Genomic DNA, 17419 nt, shown 5'->3' with positions numbered 1-17419 from the left:
ATGGCGTTGCAGGGCGGCGCGATCATCTCCGAGCGCTATCGGCTTCAGCGGCACATCGCGACCGGCGGCATGGGCGCCGTGTGGGAGGCGGTGGACCTGCGGCTGGACCGCGACGTGGCGGTCAAGATCCTCAAACCGGAGTACTCGGACGACCCGGAGTTCCTCGAGCGCTTCCGCACGGAGGCGCGCACCACGGCGCGGCTGAACCATCCCGGCATCGCCGGGGTGTTCGACTACGGCGAGACCACCGATTCGCAGGGGTCCTCGATCCCCTACCTGGTCATGGAGCTGGTACGTGGCGAGCCGCTCAACGCGGTGATCCGCCGCATGGGCACGGTGCCGGTGGACCTGGTGCTGGACATGCTCGAGCAGTGCGGCAACGCCCTGCAGGCGGCCCACCGGATGGGCCTGGTGCACCGCGACGTCAAGCCCGGCAACATCCTCATCACGCCTGCGGGCCAGGTCAAGGTCACCGACTTCGGCATCGCCAAGGCCATCGACGCCGCGCCGGTCACCCGCACCGGCATGGTGATGGGCACCGTCCAGTACATCGCGCCCGAGCAGGCGCTGGGGCAGGAGGCGACGGCCGCGTCCGACGTCTATTCGCTGGGCGTGATCGCGTACGAGACGCTCACCGGCGCCCGGCCGTTCCGCGCGGAGAGCACGGTCGCGATCGCGCAGCAGCACATCGGCGAGGCGCCCGCGCCGCTGCCGGAGTCCATTCCCGCGCCGGTGCGTGAGCTCGTCCAGATCACTCTCACCAAGGACCCCGCGCAGCGTTACCGGGACGGCGGCGAGTTCGCGGCCGCCGTCGCCGCCGTGCGCGCCGGTGGCCGCCCGCCGCGTCCGCTCGGCGTCGCCGGCGCGGCTGCGGCGCCCGCCACGTCCGCCATGCCGCCGACCCGCATGGGCGGCCCTGCCGGTACGGGGATGACGCACGCCGCGCCCGCCGCGGTCCCCGCCGCGGGCGCCACAGACCGCGGCAAGTGGACCACCGGGCAGAAGGCCGTGGCCTGGGCCGCGGCCTTGGTACTGCTCGCCGCGGCGATGATCACCGGCGGCATCCTGTTCGCCGACGCCGTCGACGGCGGCGGGGGCACGGACGCCACACCGCCGCTGATCCCCACCACCACGGTGGCACCGCCCACCACCACGCAGGCCCCCACCACCACGCGACCGCCCACCACGACCCAGGCCCCGACCACCACCACGACGCCCGCGACGACGACGGAACGGACCACCACGACCACCGCTCCGCCGACCACCACCAGCCGGCGGACCACCACCCGCACCACCGCCCCGACGACCACCGGCGGGACGAACGAGGGCGCCTCGAACCAGAGCACCTCCGAACGTTCCACCCCGCGGCGCACCACCGCCCAGCGCACCACCGCCGCTGACTCCCGAGAATTGACGCCATGACGACGCCGCGCGAACTGTCCAACCGATACCGGCTGATCGAGACGATCGGCTTCGGCGGCATGTCCGAGGTGTTCCTCTCCCGCGACGACCGCCTGGGCCGCGACGTCGCCATCAAGGTGCTGCGCGCCGACCTCGCCCGCGACCCCTCGTTCTACCTGCGGTTCCGCCGCGAAGCGCAGAATGCCGCCGCGCTGAACCACCCGTCGATCGTCGCCGTCTACGACACGGGCGAGGCGGAGACCGACGACGGGCCGCTGCCCTACATCGTCATGGAGTACGTCGACGGCGACACGCTGCGCGACCTGGTCCGCCGCGACGGGCCCATGGATCCGCGCCGCGCCACCGCCGTCATCGCCGACGTCTGTTCCGCCCTGGACTTCAGCCACCAGAACGACATCGTCCACCGCGACATCAAGCCCGCGAACATCATGATCAACCGGGCCGGCGAGGTGAAGGTGATGGACTTCGGCATCGCGCGCGCGATGTCCGACAGCACCAGCACGATGACGCAGACGGCCGCGGTGGTGGGCACGGCCCAGTACCTCTCGCCCGAGCAGGCCCGCGGCGAGCGCGTGGACTCGCGCTCGGACATCTACTCGCTGGGCTGCGTGCTCTACGAGGTCCTGGCCGGGGAGCCCCCCTTCACCGGCGACTCCCCCGTCGCCGTCGCCTACCAGCACGTGCGCGAGGAGCCGTCCGCTCCGTCGCTGGTGAACCCGGACGTGTCCGACGATCTGGACTCGATCGTGCTCAAGGCGCTGAGCAAGAATCCCGCCAACCGCTACCAGACCGCCGCCGAGATGCGCGCCGACCTGGTCAAGGTGCTTTCCGGCCAACGGCCGAGCGCCCCACTGGTGATGTCCGACGAAGAGCGCACCACCATCTTCGGCACCGCGCCGGCGGCGCCGCACAGGATCGGCGGGGTCACCGCGGCCGCTGTCGCCGACCAGCCGCAGCAGGCGCCGCCCGCACACCGTTCGCGCATGCGATGGGTGTTCGCGCTGGTGGCGCTACTCATCGTCGTCGGCGGAGCCACGTTCTTCCTCGTCAATCGGGTGGGATCCGGCGGGGGCGGCCAGGTGACGGTGCCGAACGTCACCGACCAGTCCGCGTCCGACGCTCAGCTGTCGCTGCAGAATCTCGGCCTGCACGTGCTGCTTCAGCGCAAACCCGACCCGACCGTGCCCAAGGACACCGTCATCGACACCGCACCCGCCGCGGGGACCGTGGTGGACAAGGGGCGCACGGTGACCCTCGTCGTCTCGGACGGGCCCAAACAGGTGTCGGTGCCCAGACTCGACGGCCTGACCCAGGAGGACGCCGCCAAGACGCTCGCCGACGCGGGGCTGATCGTCGCCGACGAGGTCGAGCACAAGCCGTCCACCGACGGGCGCACCGGCAAGGTGGTCGCCCAGGATCCGTCGGCCGGGGTCACCGTCAACGCCGGCACCGCCATCACCCTCACCCTGGGCAGCGGACCGCAGATGGTGCGCGTGCCCGACGTCGTCGGCCAGGACATCAGCCGCGCGCAGGGCAACATCGAAGGTGCCGGATTCCAGTTCACCGTCCGCGAGGCGGACAGCACCCAGCCCAGCGGCACGGTCCTGAGCACCGATCCGGGCGGTGGCAGCAAGCTGGAACAGGGCAAGACCATCACCATCACGGTCTCGCGCGGCAATCAGGTCACCATGCCTGACCTCTCCGGGATGACGCCGTCGCAGGCCACCAGCGCGCTCCGCGAGGTGGGCTGGACCGGTACCGCGGTCACCCAGCACCCGGTGTCGACGCTGGTGCCGGCCGACGTCGGCAAGATCATCAAGCAGTCGCCTGCCGCGGGGCAGCCCGTCGCCAAGAACGGCATCGTCAACGTGGATGTGGGCAAACTCGGCATCCCCGACTGAGCCGCGCCCGCCGGGCCGCATCCCGGCGGGGCGGTGTCGCTAGCGCGCGCCCGCGGCGGTCTCCGCCACCTCGGCCTCGAGGCGGTCCACGAGCCGCGGGTCGACGGAGAGCCCGCACGAGCGCAGCCACGTCGCGAGCATGCGATGCCCGCCCTCGGACAGCACCGACTCGGGGTGGAACTGCACGCCGTCGATCGGCAGGTCGCGGTGGCGCACCGCCATCACCACGCCAGAGTCCGTGCGCGCCGTCACCACCAGCTCCGACGGGACCGTCGCCGGGTCCAGCGTGAGCGAATGGTAGCGGGTCGCGGTGAACGGGCTCGGGACGCCGCTGAGCACGCCCGAGCCGTCGTGCGTGACCACGCTGGTCTTGCCGTGCAACAGCTCGGGGGCGCGGGTCACCGTGGCCCCGAACACCGCGCCGATCGCCTGATGCCCCAGGCACACGCCCAGCAGCGGGATCCGCTTGGCACCGCAGCGGCGGACGATGTCCATCGACGCGCCGGCCCGCTGCGGGGTGCCCGGGCCGGGGCTGATGAGCACGCCGTCCACCCCGTCGAGCACCGCGTCCAGGCCGGCGAGCCGTTCGTCGTCATTGCGCCACACGTCCGCGTCCACTCCCAGCTGGCCCAAGTACTGCACCAGGTTGAACACGAAGCTGTCGTAGTTGTCGATGACGAGGATCCGCATGGCGCGGATGTTACCCGCGTGCGCTGTCATCGCTGCAGGTCGGTGCGCCGCAGTCAGCCGCCGAGCGGTCTGGCGTACCGCAGCGGCGGGGTGGCGCCGGCCGCCGCGACGTGCTGCGCATCGGAGCTCGTCACGTCGTATCCCAGCCCGTAGCGCTCGGCGTACTGCTTGTAGATCTGCACGCCGCGTTCCCGGTCCAGCGCGCGCCGCAGCGATTCGACCGGCCCGATCGCCGTGATGATGTAGGGCGGGCTGTAGGTGCGGCCGCCCAACAGGAGAGTGTTGCCGATGCAGAGCGGGGCGGACAGAGTGGTCACGCGTTGATCCTGCACCTGGATGGCGTCGGCGCCGCCCGCCCACAGCGCGTTGAGCACCGACTGCACGTCCTGCTGGTGCACGACCAGGTCGTCCGGTCGTGCGCCGGCCGGGTAGTTGCCCGCGGCATCACGCTGCGCGTCCGTGAGCGTCACTGTGACCCCGGGGCCGGTCAGGGCCTCCCTGCCGGCCTGCTCGCCGAGCGCTTCCGCCTGGTCGAGCAGCCCCGCGACCCCCGCATCACTGCGCGCGGCGCGCGCTTGCGCCGCGTCGAGCCGCGACTGCAGGCCGTCGCGGTCGGCTCGGGCGGCGTCGGTGTCGTCGCGCGCCTGGCGGACCAGGTCGGACAGGCGAGCGGAGTCGGCCGTGCGCAGCTCCCTGCCCTGCGAGCTGACGTAGGTGAGGGCGATGAGCAGCCCCATCACCGCGCACACGACCGGAACACCCCAGCGCCACGCCGACGTCCGGCCGCGCCGGGGCCCGTCATCGCGCACAGGGCCGTCGGGCATGGGGCCGTCCCGCGGATCCTGCGCGTCATTGTCCGTCACGGACGATCACACCTTCCAACCGTGCAGCCGGTTCCGTCCATGCGTCATACCCTGCGGTTAGGTTAGCGTGTAGGCGAGGGTGCCGGAGGCGGCGCGTCGCACGAGCGGACGCGCCCCCCGGGGAGGACACGGCGCCCACCCACCCGTAGCAGGACGCGAGCAAGTGAGGACCCATGCCCAAGTCGAAGGTTCGCAAGAAGAAGGCCGGCGCCGCCGCGGCGGCCCCGTCCAACCGCACGCCGGTCAAGGTCTCCGGCGGCCCGTCCAGCACCCTCTACGTGTCGGTGATGCTCGGCCTGATGATCATCGGCCTGGCATGGCTGATCCTGATGTACCTGTCCGGCTCGGCGTCGTGGCTCACGTGGATGGCGGACCTGGGCGGCTGGAACTACCTCATCGGATTCGGCTTCATGATCGCCGGACTGCTGATGACGATGGGGTGGCGCTAACCCCGGCTGTGTCCGCCCGGCGGGCGAATGACACTGATGTAACTTCTCCACACCTGTGGAGAAGCCCTGTGGATAATGTTGGGGACAGGATGTGGCGATGACCGGGCCGGAAGCGACGCCCCAGCTGGCGTGGGCACCGAAATGGGCGACGGTGCTCGCCGCGCTCGTCGGCGCCGCGGTTCTGGGCGCAGGCTCCGCATCCTATTCGGACGACGTCGTCGGCCGCGGTCTCCTCGGACTCGCCGCCGTGCTGCTCCTGATCATCGCGGCGATCGGCGGCCTGGTGCGCCCGCGCCTGCGCGTGGTCCCCGGTACCGGCGGCACGCCGCCCCGGCTGGCCGTGCGCACGCCTTTCACCAGCCGCGAGTACCGCATCGACCAGATCTACCGCCTGCGCGTGGTCCGCTACCCGCGCCTGGCGCGCAAGGTGCCGATCCTCGAGATCGACGTGCGCGAGCCCGATGAACGGTTGCTGCTGCTCTCACGGTGGGATCTGGGCACCAACCCCGACCGGGTCTTTTCCGCACTCGTCGAGGCCCGCGCGGTGCCGCCGGAGCCCCACGGACTCTGACCACGCCCCGCCGCGCACGCATTGTCCGCGGGCCTGTGAATAACATCGGTGTAACTTGCTCACAGCTGGGGATAGGCCTGTGGATAACGTGGGGAAAGTTGCGCGGGCACCCGCGGATCGCCAGGGCGTCGCCGCGGGGTGCCGCCGTCCTGATCAGAACCGCAGATGAGGAAGGATGAGCGCGTACCGGTCCTGGATGGACGCCACCTGCACGGCGATCAGGACGATTTCGACGACGAACAGCGCCCCGAGCACTCCGAAGCCCGCGCCGACGACCGCCTTGCGCGTCGGCGCCCGCATTCCGACGGCGCGCAGCGCCTCCGGCGCGTACACGATCGCCGCCGTCGCCGCGGTCCCGGCCAGGAAGCCGCCGAGGTGGCCGAGCCAGGAGATGCCGGGCACCGACACCGAGATGATCACGTTGATGACGATCACGGCGATCATCATGTTGGGATTGCGGCGCAGACGCAGCAGGATGATCAGGACGGCGCCGAACAGACCGAAGATCGCGCCCGAGGCGCCGGCGGTCTGGCCGTTCCAGGCGCCGAACATCACTGCCGCGGACCCGCCCAGCAGGCCCACCAGATACACCAGCGAGTATCGGAGTTTGCCCAGCGCATTCTCGCACGCGATGCCCACCACGTAGAGCGCATACATGTTGACGGCCAGGTGGAGGATGCCGAAGTGCAGGAAGCCGCTGCCGATCAGCCGCCACCACTCGCCGTTGGCGACGAGCCCCGGCACCAGCGCGAACCGCTCATACAGCGCCGATCCGCGGTTGTTGTCGAGGATGCTGCCGGCTTGCACGGCGGTGATCAGGTAGGCGAGGACGTTGAGCCCGATGAGCGCGTAGGTCACCGTGGGGTGCGCGGACAGCGTGGTGCGCAGGCCTGCGGTCGCCGTGCCGGGCCGCGCCGCACGTGGCATCCGCGCCGCGGCGCCCTTACGTTCCTGCTCGATGCAGTCGACGCAGTGAAACCCCACGGGCGCCTGCCGCAGGCACTCGTGGCAGGCCGGCCGGCCGCAGCGCGAGCAGCGTAGACCCGTGGGCCGGTCCTGATGACGGAAGCACCCCGGCAGGGGCTGATGCATCTCTCCCCCGCCGGGAGTGCTCATCGTCAGCCCTGCTCGATGGTGATGGAGTTGATGACGACGTCGTCCTTGGGCCGGTCGGCCCGGTCGGTGGCGACGGTCGCGACCGCGTCCACCACGGCCTGCGAATCCTTGTCCACCACCTCGCCGAAGATGGTGTGGCGGTTGTTCAGGTGCGGCGTCTTGCCGACGGTGATGAAGAACTGCGAACCGTTGGTGCCGGGACCGGCGTTGGCCATGGCCAGCAGGTACGGCTTGCTGAACTGCAGCTCCGGGTGGAACTCGTCGGCGAACTGGTAGCCGGGGCCGCCCCGGCCGGTGCCGGTCGGGTCGCCGCCCTGGATCATGAACCCGTCGATGATCCGGTGGAAGACGGCGCCGTCGTAGAACGGGCCGCTGGTGCCGCCGGAGGCGTTCTGGGTGCTGTACTCGGCGGTGCCGTCGGCCAAGCCGACGAAGTTGGCCACCGTCTTCGGGGCGTGGTTCCCGAAGAGGGCGATCTTGATGTCGCCCTTGTTGGTGTGGAGGGTCGCTGTTGCGGTCTGAATCGGTGAAGTCACGACCACCATCGTGCCATCATCGACGCGCTCGGGAGGATTACCCCGCCGCCTCGACGGGACTATCCTCACAGGCATGGACACCCCCGACCCCACGAGGTGAGTTCCCATGCCGAAGACCTCATCGCACTCCGCACCGGGCCACGCCACCGCAGCCGGACCCGCTCCGGCGCGACGCGGGCGCAAGGCGGCGGCGGCAGTCGGCATCGCCTCGGCGCTGGGCGCAGCCGTGTATGCGCAGTTGCACCGCGACGAGTTCGAGGCGATGGCCCGCCACCCCGATCTGCCGTCCGCCCCGCAGACCTGAGCGTGGTGCCGCCCGCGGGTCCCGGTCCTGCTACGGCGCGTGTGCCATGCTGGACGGCATGACTTCTGCACGTGCCCTGTCGAACCGTCCGACCAGCCCGCCGTGGGCCGTGCGGATCGCGGTTCTCGCCGCGGCGGTCGCGGTGATCACCGTCTTCACGGGAGGAATCGCCGCTGCGGTGCGAGGCGGCAGGAAGACATTGCCGCCGCCGGCCGCGCACCCGCCGCGCGTCGACGACCCGGATCGCTGACCCCGGCCCCGGTCACCGGAGGCCGCGCCGTCGTGCGACGGCACGGCTCAGGCCGCGGACACCGGGCTCGCGCAGTACTTGCACTTGGTCGCCTTCATCGGCAGATCGCTCGAGAGGCACTCCGGGCAGCTCTTGGTGGGTGCCGGCTCGCCGAACACCTCGTTGCCGCGGTGCGCCTGATAGGCGCGGTAGGGCACCACGATGACGAAGTACACCACGGCCATGAAGATGATGAAGTAGATGACGCCGGAGATGAATGCTCCGATGTCGACGAAGGTCTCCGGCTGGTTCTCATTGATGAGCCAGCCGAGCCCCATGCTGTCGCCGCTGCCGCCGGCTGCCGCGACGAGCGGGTTGATGACGTTGTCGGTGAACGCCTTGACCAGATTGCTGAAGGCAGTGGCGACGACGAGGCCGACCGCCACGACGACGACTTCGCCCTGCATCATGAAGTTCTTGAAACCCTTCAGCATGCTTGAACCTTTCCGTCCCTCGCCCTCAATGGGAAACAGCAATACTCCCGAATGTTAAAGCGGTGACTGCCGGTGCGCAACGGTCCGACGAGACTCACCTAATGTGCCCGCGAAACATCTTCGGTGCCTCACGTACCGATGCCCGCGAAAGCGACGACGCTCAGGGGCATGGGAAGTGGGTTGTCCATGGCCGCGCGAGCGGAGATCACCGCGAAGTACGCCCGGCAGTACGCCCGGGCGTCGAAGAAGGACAAGGGCCGGTTGCTCGACGGGGTCGTGGCGGTCACCGGCTGGTCGCGCGACAACGCCCGCCGGCAGTTGCGGACCGCCGCGAAGCCACGGCCGGCGCGCCCGCGTCGGCGGCGCCGGCCCCGTAAGTATTCCTACGACGCGCTCAAAGTGCTCCAACGCGTGTGGGCGTTCTCGGGCTACGAGTGCGGCAAGTACCTGGCCGTGGCCATGCCGACGCTGCTCGACTCGCTCGAACGCCACGGTGAGCTCGTGGCCGGAAAGCGCCGCTACAGCCGCGCCGTGCGCGCCGAACTCGAACAGATGAGCGCGGCGACGATCGACCGGTACCTGGCCCCGGCCCGGGCACGCGACCCGCTGTACGGCAAGTCCACGACGAAACCGTCTCCGCTGCTGCGTAACTCGATCCGAGTGCGCAAGGCCGGCGACGAGGCCGAGGGCGAGCCCGGGTTCTTCGAGGGCGATACGGTCGCGCACTGCGGCCCGACGCTCAAGGGGGAGTTCGCGCGCACGTTGAACCTGACCGACATGTGCACCGGCTGGGTGTTCACCCGCTCGATCCGGAACAACGCACACGTGCACATCCTGTCCGGGCTCGATGCGGCTGTCGCATCTGTGCCGTTCATGATCACCGGCCTAGACTTCGACAACGGCAGCGAGTTCATCAACCACGACGTGATCGGCTGGGCCGCCGGACGGGACATCTTCTTCACCCGCTCGCGGCCGTATAAGAAGAACGACCAGGCCACGATCGAGTCGAAGAACAACCACCTGGTGCGCCGCTACGGGTTCTACTGGCGCTACGACACTCCCGAGGCGTTGAAGCTGCTCAATGCGCTGTGGCCGCTGGTGGGTGACCGGATGAATTATTTCACGCCGACGAAGAAGCCCATCGGCTGGACCACCGACGCGGCGGGCCGCCGCAAACGCGTCTACGACACCCCGGCGACGCCGCTCGAGCGCCTGCTCGACGCCGGCGTGCTCTCACCGGCGCAGGAAGCGGAACTGATCGCCTACCGCGACAGCCTCAACCCGGCCGACCTCGCACGGCGCATCCAGACCATCCAGGATCGACTCACAGGCTTGGCCCGCGATGCCACGCTTGCCCTGCAGGCCCAGGCCACCACAGCGTCGCCGGACACCGGACGCGGCGTGAAGATCCGGCCGGCAAGCTAGCGCGGTTACGCGGGCATTCTCATATGAGGCACGGGAAGAGATTCGCGGGCATCTTGACATGAGGCACCACGCGGTCAGGGACGTTCTCGCACGACAGGATCCCGCGCAGCCGGTCACCCCGCCTCCTTCTTGAACCGCCGTGATCCGAACCAGGCGGCGAGCAACAGCATCGCGATCGTCAGGCCCACCCCCCACCACGCCGTGGCCGTGCCGTATTCGCCGTCGAAGAAGTCGCGCACGCCGTCGACGACGTGTTTGAGCGGGTTAATGTTGCTGATCCAGTTCAGCCAGCCCGGGGCCAGCGTCATCGGCAGCAGGATGCCCGACAGCAGCAGCGCGGGCAGCGCGAAGATGTTGAGCAGCGGAGCGAAAGCGTCCTCGCTCTTGAGCGTGAGCGCGAGGCCGTAGGAGACCGACGCGAACGTGAACCCCAGCAACGCCACGATGATCAGGGTGAGCACCACCCCGAGGATCGGCGCGCGCAGCCCCAGCGGAATCGCCACGAGTGTGAGGATCACGCTCTGGAAGAGCAGGACGATCATGTCGCGCATCACCCTGCCCAGCAACAGCGACAGCCGGGAGGCGGGCGTGACGCGTTGCGCCTCGATCACGCCGGCACGGTACTCGGCGATCAGGCCGAACCCGACGAACAACGATCCGAAGATCGCCAACTGCACCAGGATCCCCGGCACGAACAGCTGGTAGGCATTGCCGGTGCCCAGCTGCCCGGCCAGAGGTTTGAGCAAGGGGCCGAACAGCACCACATAGAGGATCGGCTGGGACAGTCCGATGGCCACCCATGCCGGATTGCGCAGCGAGATCCGCATGGACCGGCGGAAGATCAGCAGCGAGTCCCGCCACAGCGAGTTCCTCGGCGCCGCGGCCGGCGCAGTCTGGTCGTCGGCGCTCATCGTCGTCCCTCCGCTCCGTGCTCCGCGTCGCCCCGGGCCCGGTCTGCTCCCGGGGGCCCGTCCTCGCCCGTGATCGCCGCGTCGCCGCCCTCGACCGCCCCGGAATCGCCCTCCCTCAGCGATCGTCCCGTGAGCGTGAGGAACACGTCATCGAGGCTCGGCCTCCGGGTCTCCAGCGAGAGCGGGGTGATCCCGGCCGCGTCGAGTTCGCGGACCAGGGCGATCAGCGCCGCTCCGCCGTGCGGGACCCGCACGCCCACCCGGGTCCCGCTCGCGCTCGGGGCGTCCGCCCCGGGCAGCCTTCCCAGCAGGTCGCCGACGCGGGCGGCCTCCTCGGGCCGTTCGAGCTCCACATCGATCACATCGCCCCCGACCCGCGCCTTGAGCGCATCCGGGGTCCCTTCCGCGACGATGCGCCCGTAGTCGATCACGAGGATGCGGTCGCAGAGCGAATCAGCCTCGTCCATGTAGTGCGTGGTGAGGAAGACGGTGGTCCCGCGGCGGTCTCGCAGCCCGGAGATGTGCTCCCACAGGTTGGCCCGCGCCTGCGGATCGAGACCGGTGGTGGGCTCGTCCAGAAACACCAAGCCAGGTTTGTGCGCCAGGCCCATGGCGATGTCGAGGCGGCGCTTCTGGCCGCCGGACATCGCCTTGGGCTGACGCTCCCACAGTCCGTGCAGGTCGAGAGATTCGAACAGTTCCTTGCCGTGCGCCGTGGCCTGCGCCTTGCCGATCCCGTAGAGCATGGCGTGATCGACGAGTTCCTCCCCCGCACGCGCCTCCGGATTCGCCGCGCCGGATTGGGGGACATAGCCGATGCGTCGTCGCACCCCCACCGGGTCCTTGCGCAGGTCGCAGCCCGCGACGGTGGCCGTGCCCTCCGTCGGCCGGAGCAGTGTGGTGAGCATGCGCAAGGTGGTGGTCTTGCCTGCGCCGTTGGGGCCGAGGAAGCCGACGATCTCGCCCGCCTCGACGTCCAGGTCCACCCCGTCCACCGCGCGGACCTGCCGGCGGCGCTTGCGGAACGTGCGTGCCAGGCCCTGCGCGTGGATCATGCGCGGGCCTCGCCGTCGCCCGCCGCCTCGCCGACGGGCCCGTCCGGGCCCGCGCTTGCGGCCGGGCCGCTTCCACGGGCCACCACCTCAGCCTCGTCGAATCGCATGCGCGCGTGGGCGATGCCGCTGGTCAGAAGGGCCCGCCGCGGCATTCCCAGCCCGCGCAGCTCCTCGCCCCACGGGTGCGGCCCCAGGATGACGTCGGCGCCGCCCGGGCGCATCCGGGCGCCGGTGGCCGACAGTGTCCACGGGATCCTGCGCGTCACACCGTCCATGTGCGAGTAGACGTCGATGTCCGACGATGCCGCGCCCGCCCCCGGCACCGGCACCGGCACTCCGCGGGAGAACCGCACGTCGGCCACCAGCCGGTCGTCGATGCGGACGACGCCGCGGGCGCCGGCCGGTGAGCGGGTGAGGTCGATCCGCGACAGCACTTTGGGAAACCCCCAGATCGTCCGGCCCGCCGCACAGGTGAACTCCTCGGTGACGGGAAGCCGGTGGACGAAGGCGCCGGCGCCTCCCGTCAGCAGCGCACGCAGGTCGCCCAACGCGCCGGCCGGGCCGCCGCCCGCCTCCGCGTGCACGAGAAAGCCGACACCGAATTCCTTGTACCGGTGCAGATCCCCGTCGTGGTATTCGATGAACATCAACGCGCACACCGTGCGGCCGGGGCGATACGGGAGCACCGAGAGCCCCGAATATTCGATCACGTTCTGGGCGCGCGCGGCGGGCACTGGGAACATCGCCGCGTACACCTCGGCGTCGCGGATGTGGACGGGCATCGCGATCTGCTCGCCGAGAATGCGGAAGGTTGTCGACACGTCCTCGCCTCCTGTGGGCCTCGTGCGGGTTCGGGCTGCGGACGCGCCTCGGGGTGAGCAGCACCCCGTGGGACCACCCGACCTGGACGGATGACCGCATCGAGGCGCATGACAGTTCCGAGCGCGCAACGGCCCGGCCGCCGGACAACCCGGGCGCACCTCCGCGCCGCGCCGAACCATCGTACGTGTGACGCCCGACATATTCCGACCGCAACACCCTTCGACCTCGGGGTCTCAGCACAGGTGACGATCGCAACCTCATTGAATATCACTGCCGGGATGCGAAACAGTAACGAATCGGTTACGTTATCGGTACTGACGCCGAGGAACTGGACGATCATGGCACAGAAGACTGCACGCCGGATGCTGCTCACGGGAGCGGCGACTGTAGTGTCGGCGGCTTTTGCGGCGCTCGCATTCAGCGGCACAGCGGCTGCTGCCACGCAGTGCCCCACCGGGCTTGACACGCTGACGCCCGATGCGCTTCACCGGGCCACCGACGTGGCGCAGCAGTCGCTGGGTAACAGCTTCCCGGACAGGAATGTCGCCGGCGCATACGTCGCCGGCGCCACCCGCTCCGATGCGGGACCGGTGGGTCAGGAGATCATCTCCGCCTGCGGCCCCGACGTGCAGAGCAAGTCCGTCATCGTCGATTTCGTCTTCCCTGCGATGCTCCCCGACGCCTCCCGGTCCTACGGTGCCGCGGTCGTGGCGCTCGACAACGGCCGCTACAGCGTCTGGCGCACCGCCTGATCCCCAGCGTGCCGGCCGCGTCCTGAGCCGAGGCGCCGCCGCGGAGCGGGCGTAACGTCGGTGCCTGTGCGCACCCACACCGTGATCGATTCGCCCATCGGCCCTCTCACGCTGATCGGCGACGACGGAGTGCTGTGCGGGCTGTACATGCAGACGCGCCGCCACCCGCCGGCCGCGGACGCCCTCGGCGAGCACGTGCACGGCACGCTCGCCCAGGCCACGGAACAGCTCGGCGAGTACTTCGCCGGCGAGCGGGAGCGGTTCACGCTGCCCCTCGCGCCGCACGGGACCCCGTTCCAGCTAGCGGTGTGGGACCGGCTGCGCGCCATACCGTACGGCCGGACATGCTCCTATGCCGACGTGGCCGCGCAGTTGGGCAGGCCGTCGGCGGTGCGCGCGGTCGCGGCGGCCAACGGACGCAACCCCATCAGCATCATCGTGCCCTGCCACCGGGTGATCGGGAGCGATGGGAGCCTCGTCGGCTACGGCGGCGGCCTGGCGCGCAAGGAGTTCCTGCTGCGCCTCGAGGCCGGCGGCGGTCAAGACGCGCTGTTTTGACCGCCGCCCCTGCGGAGAGCCCAGTTGAACCCTGCCGAACCCCGACGCGCCCCGTTGACCTCGGCTTTCCGGGCTCGTCTCACATTCCGGCGCTCCCCGACGTATACATACTGTGAACATGAGCCGCTCCCGCACCCCGCCCCGCAGCGCCGCTGCAGGGGCCGGCACCACCGCGGCTCCGGGCATGCCGTTCCAACGGGTCGTCGAGGCCCACGGCGTCTCCGTGCTCCGGGTGTGCCGCGCCCTGGTCGGGCCGGTGGACGCGGATGACGCCTGGTCGGAGACGTTCCTCGCCGCGCTGCGCGCTTACCCGAAGCTGCCACCCGGCCGCAACATCGAGGCCTGGCTGGTCACCATCGCGCAACGCAAGTGCATCGACATGCTCCGCGCCCGGGGCCGCAATCCCGTGCCGGTGGCCGAGCCGCCGCCCGCGCACAGCAGCGTCGGTATCCCCGGCGCCGCGGACGATTTCGCCCCGCTGTGGCAGGCCTTGGGAGATCTGCCGCTCGTACAGCGCCAGGCGGTGGTCTACCACCACCTCGTCGGTATGCCATACGCCGAGGCCGCCACGATCATCGGAAACTCCGCGACAGCCGCACGCCGCGCCGGATCCGACGGCGTCGCGGCTTTGCGCAGGACGTTCGCCGATCGGGCCCCGAACGCCCAGTCCACCCCCGACGTGCAGCCCACCCCCGACACTCGGCAGACCACCGACATCCCACGCGCCCCCTCGCCGCGGCGGCCCACCGCAGCGGCCGGCGGCCGCACAGATCCCACGACCGGAGGAAACAGGCCATGAACTCCACGACGATCCCGGTGCACCCGGGATCCGCCCCCCACGACTCCGCGTCCGTGCGCGCGGCCGGCGCCGCCCGCACCGATCCGCTCGATACGCTCGCACTCCTGCAGGCGGCCGGCCCCGACGCCGGCGAGCGCTCTCTGGTCGAGGAACTGTTCGCCGGCATCCTGTCCGGCGCCGATCACGAGGGCCTGATCGACGTCGCATACCGCACGATGGATTCGCCGCTCGGACCGCTGCTGATCGCCGCGACGCCGTCGGGGGTCGTCCGGGTGGCGTTCAGCGTGCAGGGACACGATGCCGTCCTCGAGGATCTGGCCGCACGGGTCTCGCCGCGGGTGCTCCGCATGCCGTGGCGTCTCGACGCCGTCGCGACGGAGATCGACGAGTACTTCCGCGGCGTCCGCGCAGCGTTCACCGTCCCGGTGGACCTGCGGCTGGCGCACGGCTTCCAGCGCAGCGTCCTCGAACATCTCCCCGAGATCCCGCGCGGCGGCACCGCCGGCTACGCACAGGTGGCCCAGGCCGCGGGCAGCGCGGGTGCGGCCCGCGCCGTCGGAACCGCGTGCGCCCGCAACCCGATCCCGATCCTGGTGCCCTGCCATCGGGTCACGCGCAGCGACGGTTCCCTCGGCGGGTATATCGCCGGTCCCGCGGCCAAGAAGTATCTGCTGGACCTCGAGACCGCCGGGCAGCCCTCGGAAACCGGAGCCCCCGGCGACGGACACGCCGCGTGCGGCGGGACGGGGGGCGCGTGATGCCGGAGACGACGGCGATCGTCGGCGCGGACGGCGTGGCCCGCTGCCCCTGGGCGGTCACCGACCCGCTCAACACGGAGTACCACGACATGGAGTGGGGCGTGCCCGTCCACGGCGAGCGGGCGCTGTTCGAGCGGATCTGCCTCGAGTCGTTCCAGGCCGGCCTGTCGTGGCTGACCATCCTGCGCAAGCGGCCCGCGTTCCGCGACGCCTTCGCGGGCTTCGACGTCGACAAGGTCGCCGCCTTCACCGATGACGACGTTCAGCGGCTGCTCGCCGATGCCGCGATCGTCCGCAACCGCGCCAAGATCGCGGCTGCAGTGGGCAACGCCAGTGCCGTGCAACGTCTCCGCGACGGGGAGGGCCTCGATGCGGTGCTGTGGGGCTACCGTGACGCGGACCCGGCCGCCCCACGCACGGCGGAGGAGGTGCCCACCCGCAGCGCCGCCTCCGAGGCGATGGCGAAGGACCTGCGCGCGCGCGGCTTCCGCTTCGTCGGCCCCACATCGTGTCACGCGCTGATGGAGGCGACGGGGATCATCGACACCCACTTGGCCGGCTGCCACCGCCGCGGGGTCAGTGCCGATTGCGCCAGTAGCCGCAGAACATGATGTCGTTCTTCGGGACGCCGCCGCGCACCCAGTGGCGGCGCCGCCCCGACGCCAGGCTCTGCTCGCCGACCACCCACCCGTAGAACGGCTCCGCCGGAGGTACCGCCGCACACGCCGCGGCCAGCACCGACTTTCCGGGGGCCACGCGGGAATCGCGCACGATCCACTGCACGTCGACGCCCTCGGGGTGCTGCAGGGCGCGGCGATCGTCCGCATCGGGTACCTCGATGAACGCCGTGCCGGTCACGTCGGAGTCCAGCGACGAGAGCACCCCGCCCATCGCGGGCAGCCCCGACTCGTCGGCGGCGAGGACCACGCTGCGCAGCGACGGATCCGGGTTGAAGCCGACGCCCTCGTCATAAATGGCCACCGCATCCCCCGGGCTGCAGGTGAGCGACCACGCCGCGGCCGGTCCCGCCGAGCCCGGCTCGTCCTGGCCGTGGAGCACGAAGTCCACGTCCAGCTCGGGCCCGTGCGGGCCGTCTGCGCGATAGCCGCTCACGGTGTAGTTGCGCAGCACCGGCCGCGTCGTCTTCGAGATCGTCAGGTACCGCATGTAGGCGAGGGTGTCGAGCTTCGCCGGCAGGCGCGACAACGAATCCTCCGCCACCGGAATGAACAGGCGGAACCATTGGTCGAAGCCCATGTACCGGAACCGGTCGGCCTCCCCGCCGCCGAGGGTCACCCTGGTGAACGTCTTCGACAGCCGCTGCGACCCTACGACCTTCAGCGTCAGCAGCTCGGCGTCCTCGGGCTTGATGCCCCGGGATCTCATGTTCTCGCGCGCCATCCGGCCTCCCCTGCGTCCGGGCGGCTGCACCGCCACCCCGTCGTTACTTAGCTCAGCCTAACCTCATTGCGTCAGATCTGACGGGCCGGGCGCCGCAGTTCCATCCGGCGGGAAACAGGCACGACAGGACCACTGCACCGGGTGGTAACGTCGGAGCCGGAAGTTCTCGGGGCGGGGTGCAATTCCCCACCGGCGGTAATGACGCCGCGCGCAGTGGCCTCCTCACAGGGCCGCACTGCGCGTCGGCATCGAGCCCGCGAGCGCCCTCGGGTGGTGTGATCCGCCCGGGGGGACGAGCAGATTCCGGTGCGATCCCGGAGCCGACGGTCATAGTCCGGATGAGAGAGAACGCCACCGACGGGG

At 70.5% G+C, this 17419-nt stretch carries 20 protein-coding genes, 1 pseudogene and 1 riboswitch; of the genes and pseudogenes, 12 read left to right on the top strand and 9 right to left on the bottom strand.

Going from position 1 to position 17419, the window contains the following annotated elements; translation table 11 throughout:
- Window positions 1–1422, top strand: coding sequence for a serine/threonine-protein kinase (locus tag H4F70_RS01010; protein ID WP_182358677.1), 1422 nt, complete (start codon window positions 1–3; stop codon window positions 1420–1422).
- A complete protein-coding gene (gene pknB, locus H4F70_RS01005; protein ID WP_182358676.1) occupies window positions 1419–3323 on the top strand; it encodes a Stk1 family PASTA domain-containing Ser/Thr kinase in 1905 nt (634 codons plus the stop codon). Before H4F70_RS01010 ends, pknB begins: the two co-directional genes overlap by 4 nt.
- Before the next feature lie 39 nt (window positions 3324–3362).
- On the opposite strand, the gene H4F70_RS01000 is transcribed toward pknB, so the two are convergent.
- Both H4F70_RS01000 and H4F70_RS00995 read right to left on the bottom strand, forming a co-directional pair.
- The gene (locus H4F70_RS01000; protein WP_182358675.1) at window positions 3363–4013 is read right to left on the bottom strand and encodes an aminodeoxychorismate/anthranilate synthase component II; all 651 of its coding nucleotides are present in this window, start codon (window positions 4011–4013) and stop codon (window positions 3363–3365) included.
- Between the two features lie 53 nt (window positions 4014–4066).
- Entirely contained in the window at window positions 4067–4837 is a 771-nt protein-coding gene (locus tag H4F70_RS00995; protein WP_182360077.1) for a DUF881 domain-containing protein, read from the bottom strand.
- Window positions 4838–5049: 212 nt separating this feature from the next.
- Between H4F70_RS00995 and crgA the strand changes: the two genes are divergently transcribed.
- Window positions 5050–5325 carry a cell division protein CrgA gene (gene crgA / locus H4F70_RS00990; RefSeq protein WP_182349221.1) on the top strand — a complete coding sequence of 92 codons (276 nt, stop codon included), beginning with the start codon at window positions 5050–5052 and terminating at the stop codon, window positions 5323–5325.
- A 97-nt stretch (window positions 5326–5422) separates the two neighbouring features.
- A complete protein-coding gene (locus H4F70_RS00985; protein WP_182358674.1) occupies window positions 5423–5896 on the top strand; it encodes a PH domain-containing protein in 474 nt (157 codons plus the stop codon).
- 153 nt (window positions 5897–6049) lie between these two features.
- On the opposite strand, the gene H4F70_RS00980 is transcribed toward H4F70_RS00985, so the two are convergent.
- The gene (locus tag H4F70_RS00980; protein WP_182349223.1) at window positions 6050–7012 is read right to left on the bottom strand and encodes a rhomboid family intramembrane serine protease; all 963 of its coding nucleotides are present in this window, start codon (window positions 7010–7012) and stop codon (window positions 6050–6052) included.
- A gap of 2 nt (window positions 7013–7014) precedes the next feature.
- Window positions 7015–7557 carry a peptidylprolyl isomerase gene (locus H4F70_RS00975; protein WP_182349224.1) on the bottom strand — a complete coding sequence of 181 codons (543 nt, stop codon included), beginning with the start codon at window positions 7555–7557 and terminating at the stop codon, window positions 7015–7017.
- A gap of 97 nt (window positions 7558–7654) precedes the next feature.
- Between H4F70_RS00975 and H4F70_RS00970 the strand changes: the two genes are divergently transcribed.
- Both H4F70_RS00970 and H4F70_RS00965 read left to right on the top strand, forming a co-directional pair.
- A complete protein-coding gene (locus H4F70_RS00970; protein ID WP_182358673.1) occupies window positions 7655–7852 on the top strand; it encodes a hypothetical protein in 198 nt (65 codons plus the stop codon).
- A gap of 58 nt (window positions 7853–7910) precedes the next feature.
- Window positions 7911–8102, top strand: coding sequence for a hypothetical protein (locus H4F70_RS00965; RefSeq protein WP_182358672.1), 192 nt, complete (start codon window positions 7911–7913; stop codon window positions 8100–8102).
- 47 nt (window positions 8103–8149) lie between these two features.
- On the opposite strand, the gene H4F70_RS00960 is transcribed toward H4F70_RS00965, so the two are convergent.
- On the bottom strand, window positions 8150–8575 hold the full coding sequence (locus H4F70_RS00960; protein ID WP_182358671.1) for a large conductance mechanosensitive channel protein MscL: 426 nt from the start codon (window positions 8573–8575) through the stop codon (window positions 8150–8152).
- Between the two features lie 168 nt (window positions 8576–8743).
- On the opposite strand from H4F70_RS00960, the gene H4F70_RS00955 reads away from it, so the two are divergent.
- On the top strand, window positions 8744–10000 hold the full coding sequence (locus H4F70_RS00955; protein ID WP_235681272.1) for an integrase catalytic domain-containing protein: 1257 nt from the start codon (window positions 8744–8746) through the stop codon (window positions 9998–10000).
- A gap of 113 nt (window positions 10001–10113) precedes the next feature.
- Here the strand turns inward: H4F70_RS00955 and H4F70_RS00950 are convergent, their stop codons facing one another.
- Genes H4F70_RS00950 through H4F70_RS00940 form a run of 3 tightly spaced genes read right to left on the bottom strand, consistent with a single transcriptional unit; the run spans window position 10114 to window position 12787 of the window.
- A complete protein-coding gene (locus H4F70_RS00950; protein WP_182358670.1) occupies window positions 10114–10911 on the bottom strand; it encodes an ABC transporter permease in 798 nt (265 codons plus the stop codon).
- Window positions 10908–11966 carry an ATP-binding cassette domain-containing protein gene (locus tag H4F70_RS00945; RefSeq protein WP_182358669.1) on the bottom strand — a complete coding sequence of 353 codons (1059 nt, stop codon included), beginning with the start codon at window positions 11964–11966 and terminating at the stop codon, window positions 10908–10910. The genes H4F70_RS00950 and H4F70_RS00945 overlap by 4 nt, the downstream gene beginning before the upstream one ends.
- Entirely contained in the window at window positions 11963–12787 is an 825-nt protein-coding gene (locus tag H4F70_RS00940; protein ID WP_235681271.1) for an acetoacetate decarboxylase family protein, read from the bottom strand. The genes H4F70_RS00945 and H4F70_RS00940 overlap by 4 nt, the downstream gene beginning before the upstream one ends.
- 243 nt (window positions 12788–13030) lie before the next feature.
- Between H4F70_RS00940 and H4F70_RS00935 the strand changes: the two genes are divergently transcribed.
- The 5 genes and pseudogenes from H4F70_RS00935 to H4F70_RS00915 all read left to right on the top strand — a co-directional run bounded on the left by H4F70_RS00935 (window position 13031) and on the right by H4F70_RS00915 (window position 16266).
- Window positions 13031–13540: a hypothetical protein gene (locus tag H4F70_RS00935; RefSeq protein WP_182358668.1), complete on the top strand. Its 510-nt coding sequence runs from the start codon at window positions 13031–13033 to the stop codon at window positions 13538–13540.
- Window positions 13541–13606: 66 nt separating this feature from the next.
- Complete coding sequence (locus H4F70_RS00930; RefSeq protein ID WP_235681270.1) at window positions 13607–14098, top strand: methylated-DNA--[protein]-cysteine S-methyltransferase; 492 nt, start codon at window positions 13607–13609, stop codon at window positions 14096–14098.
- Between the two features lie 184 nt (window positions 14099–14282).
- Window positions 14283–14744: pseudogene (locus H4F70_RS00925) on the top strand (RNA polymerase sigma factor); the annotation flags it as partial.
- 149 nt (window positions 14745–14893) lie between these two features.
- Complete coding sequence (locus H4F70_RS00920) at window positions 14894–15655, top strand: methylated-DNA--[protein]-cysteine S-methyltransferase (protein WP_182358665.1); 762 nt, start codon at window positions 14894–14896, stop codon at window positions 15653–15655.
- A complete protein-coding gene (locus H4F70_RS00915) occupies window positions 15655–16266 on the top strand; it encodes a DNA-3-methyladenine glycosylase I (protein WP_182358664.1) in 612 nt (203 codons plus the stop codon). The genes H4F70_RS00920 and H4F70_RS00915 overlap by 1 nt, the downstream gene beginning before the upstream one ends.
- On the opposite strand, the gene H4F70_RS00910 is transcribed toward H4F70_RS00915, so the two are convergent.
- A complete protein-coding gene (locus H4F70_RS00910) occupies window positions 16232–17056 on the bottom strand; it encodes a siderophore-interacting protein (protein ID WP_182358663.1) in 825 nt (274 codons plus the stop codon). The genes H4F70_RS00915 and H4F70_RS00910 overlap by 35 nt on opposite strands.
- A gap of 158 nt (window positions 17057–17214) precedes the next feature.
- A riboswitch (FMN riboswitch) is annotated at window positions 17215–17410 on the top strand.
- Window positions 17411–17419 lie beyond the last annotated feature (9 nt).

The organism is Tomitella gaofuii (genome assembly GCF_014126825.1).
Lineage (GTDB): Bacteria > Actinomycetota > Actinomycetes > Mycobacteriales > Mycobacteriaceae > Tomitella > Tomitella gaofuii.
This window is presented reverse-complemented; position numbering and strand designations above follow the sequence as displayed.

Excerpts from the sequence above, each read along its gene's own strand:
- H4F70_RS01010 (WP_182358677.1), top strand. The coding sequence starts at position 1 with ATGGCGTTGCAGGGCGGCGCGATCATCTCCGAGCGCTATCGGCTTCAG.
- pknB (WP_182358676.1), top strand. The coding sequence starts at position 1,419 with ATGACGACGCCGCGCGAACTGTCCAACCGATACCGGCTGATCGAGACG.
- H4F70_RS01000 (WP_182358675.1), bottom strand. The coding sequence starts at position 4,013 with ATGCGGATCCTCGTCATCGACAACTACGACAGCTTCGTGTTCAACCTG.
- H4F70_RS00995 (WP_182360077.1), bottom strand. The coding sequence starts at position 4,837 with ATGCCCGACGGCCCTGTGCGCGATGACGGGCCCCGGCGCGGCCGGACG.
- crgA (WP_182349221.1), top strand. The coding sequence starts at position 5,050 with ATGCCCAAGTCGAAGGTTCGCAAGAAGAAGGCCGGCGCCGCCGCGGCG.
- H4F70_RS00985 (WP_182358674.1), top strand. The coding sequence starts at position 5,423 with ATGACCGGGCCGGAAGCGACGCCCCAGCTGGCGTGGGCACCGAAATGG.
- H4F70_RS00980 (WP_182349223.1), bottom strand. The coding sequence starts at position 7,012 with ATGAGCACTCCCGGCGGGGGAGAGATGCATCAGCCCCTGCCGGGGTGC.
- H4F70_RS00975 (WP_182349224.1), bottom strand. The coding sequence starts at position 7,557 with ATGGTGGTCGTGACTTCACCGATTCAGACCGCAACAGCGACCCTCCAC.
- H4F70_RS00970 (WP_182358673.1), top strand. The coding sequence starts at position 7,655 with ATGCCGAAGACCTCATCGCACTCCGCACCGGGCCACGCCACCGCAGCC.
- H4F70_RS00965 (WP_182358672.1), top strand. The coding sequence starts at position 7,911 with ATGACTTCTGCACGTGCCCTGTCGAACCGTCCGACCAGCCCGCCGTGG.
- H4F70_RS00960 (WP_182358671.1), bottom strand. The coding sequence starts at position 8,575 with ATGCTGAAGGGTTTCAAGAACTTCATGATGCAGGGCGAAGTCGTCGTC.
- H4F70_RS00955 (WP_235681272.1), top strand. The coding sequence starts at position 8,744 with ATGGGAAGTGGGTTGTCCATGGCCGCGCGAGCGGAGATCACCGCGAAG.
- H4F70_RS00950 (WP_182358670.1), bottom strand. The coding sequence starts at position 10,911 with ATGAGCGCCGACGACCAGACTGCGCCGGCCGCGGCGCCGAGGAACTCG.
- H4F70_RS00945 (WP_182358669.1), bottom strand. The coding sequence starts at position 11,966 with ATGATCCACGCGCAGGGCCTGGCACGCACGTTCCGCAAGCGCCGCCGG.
- H4F70_RS00920 (WP_182358665.1), top strand. The coding sequence starts at position 14,894 with ATGAACTCCACGACGATCCCGGTGCACCCGGGATCCGCCCCCCACGAC.
- H4F70_RS00915 (WP_182358664.1), top strand. The coding sequence starts at position 15,655 with ATGCCGGAGACGACGGCGATCGTCGGCGCGGACGGCGTGGCCCGCTGC.
- H4F70_RS00910 (WP_182358663.1), bottom strand. The coding sequence starts at position 17,056 with ATGGCGCGCGAGAACATGAGATCCCGGGGCATCAAGCCCGAGGACGCC.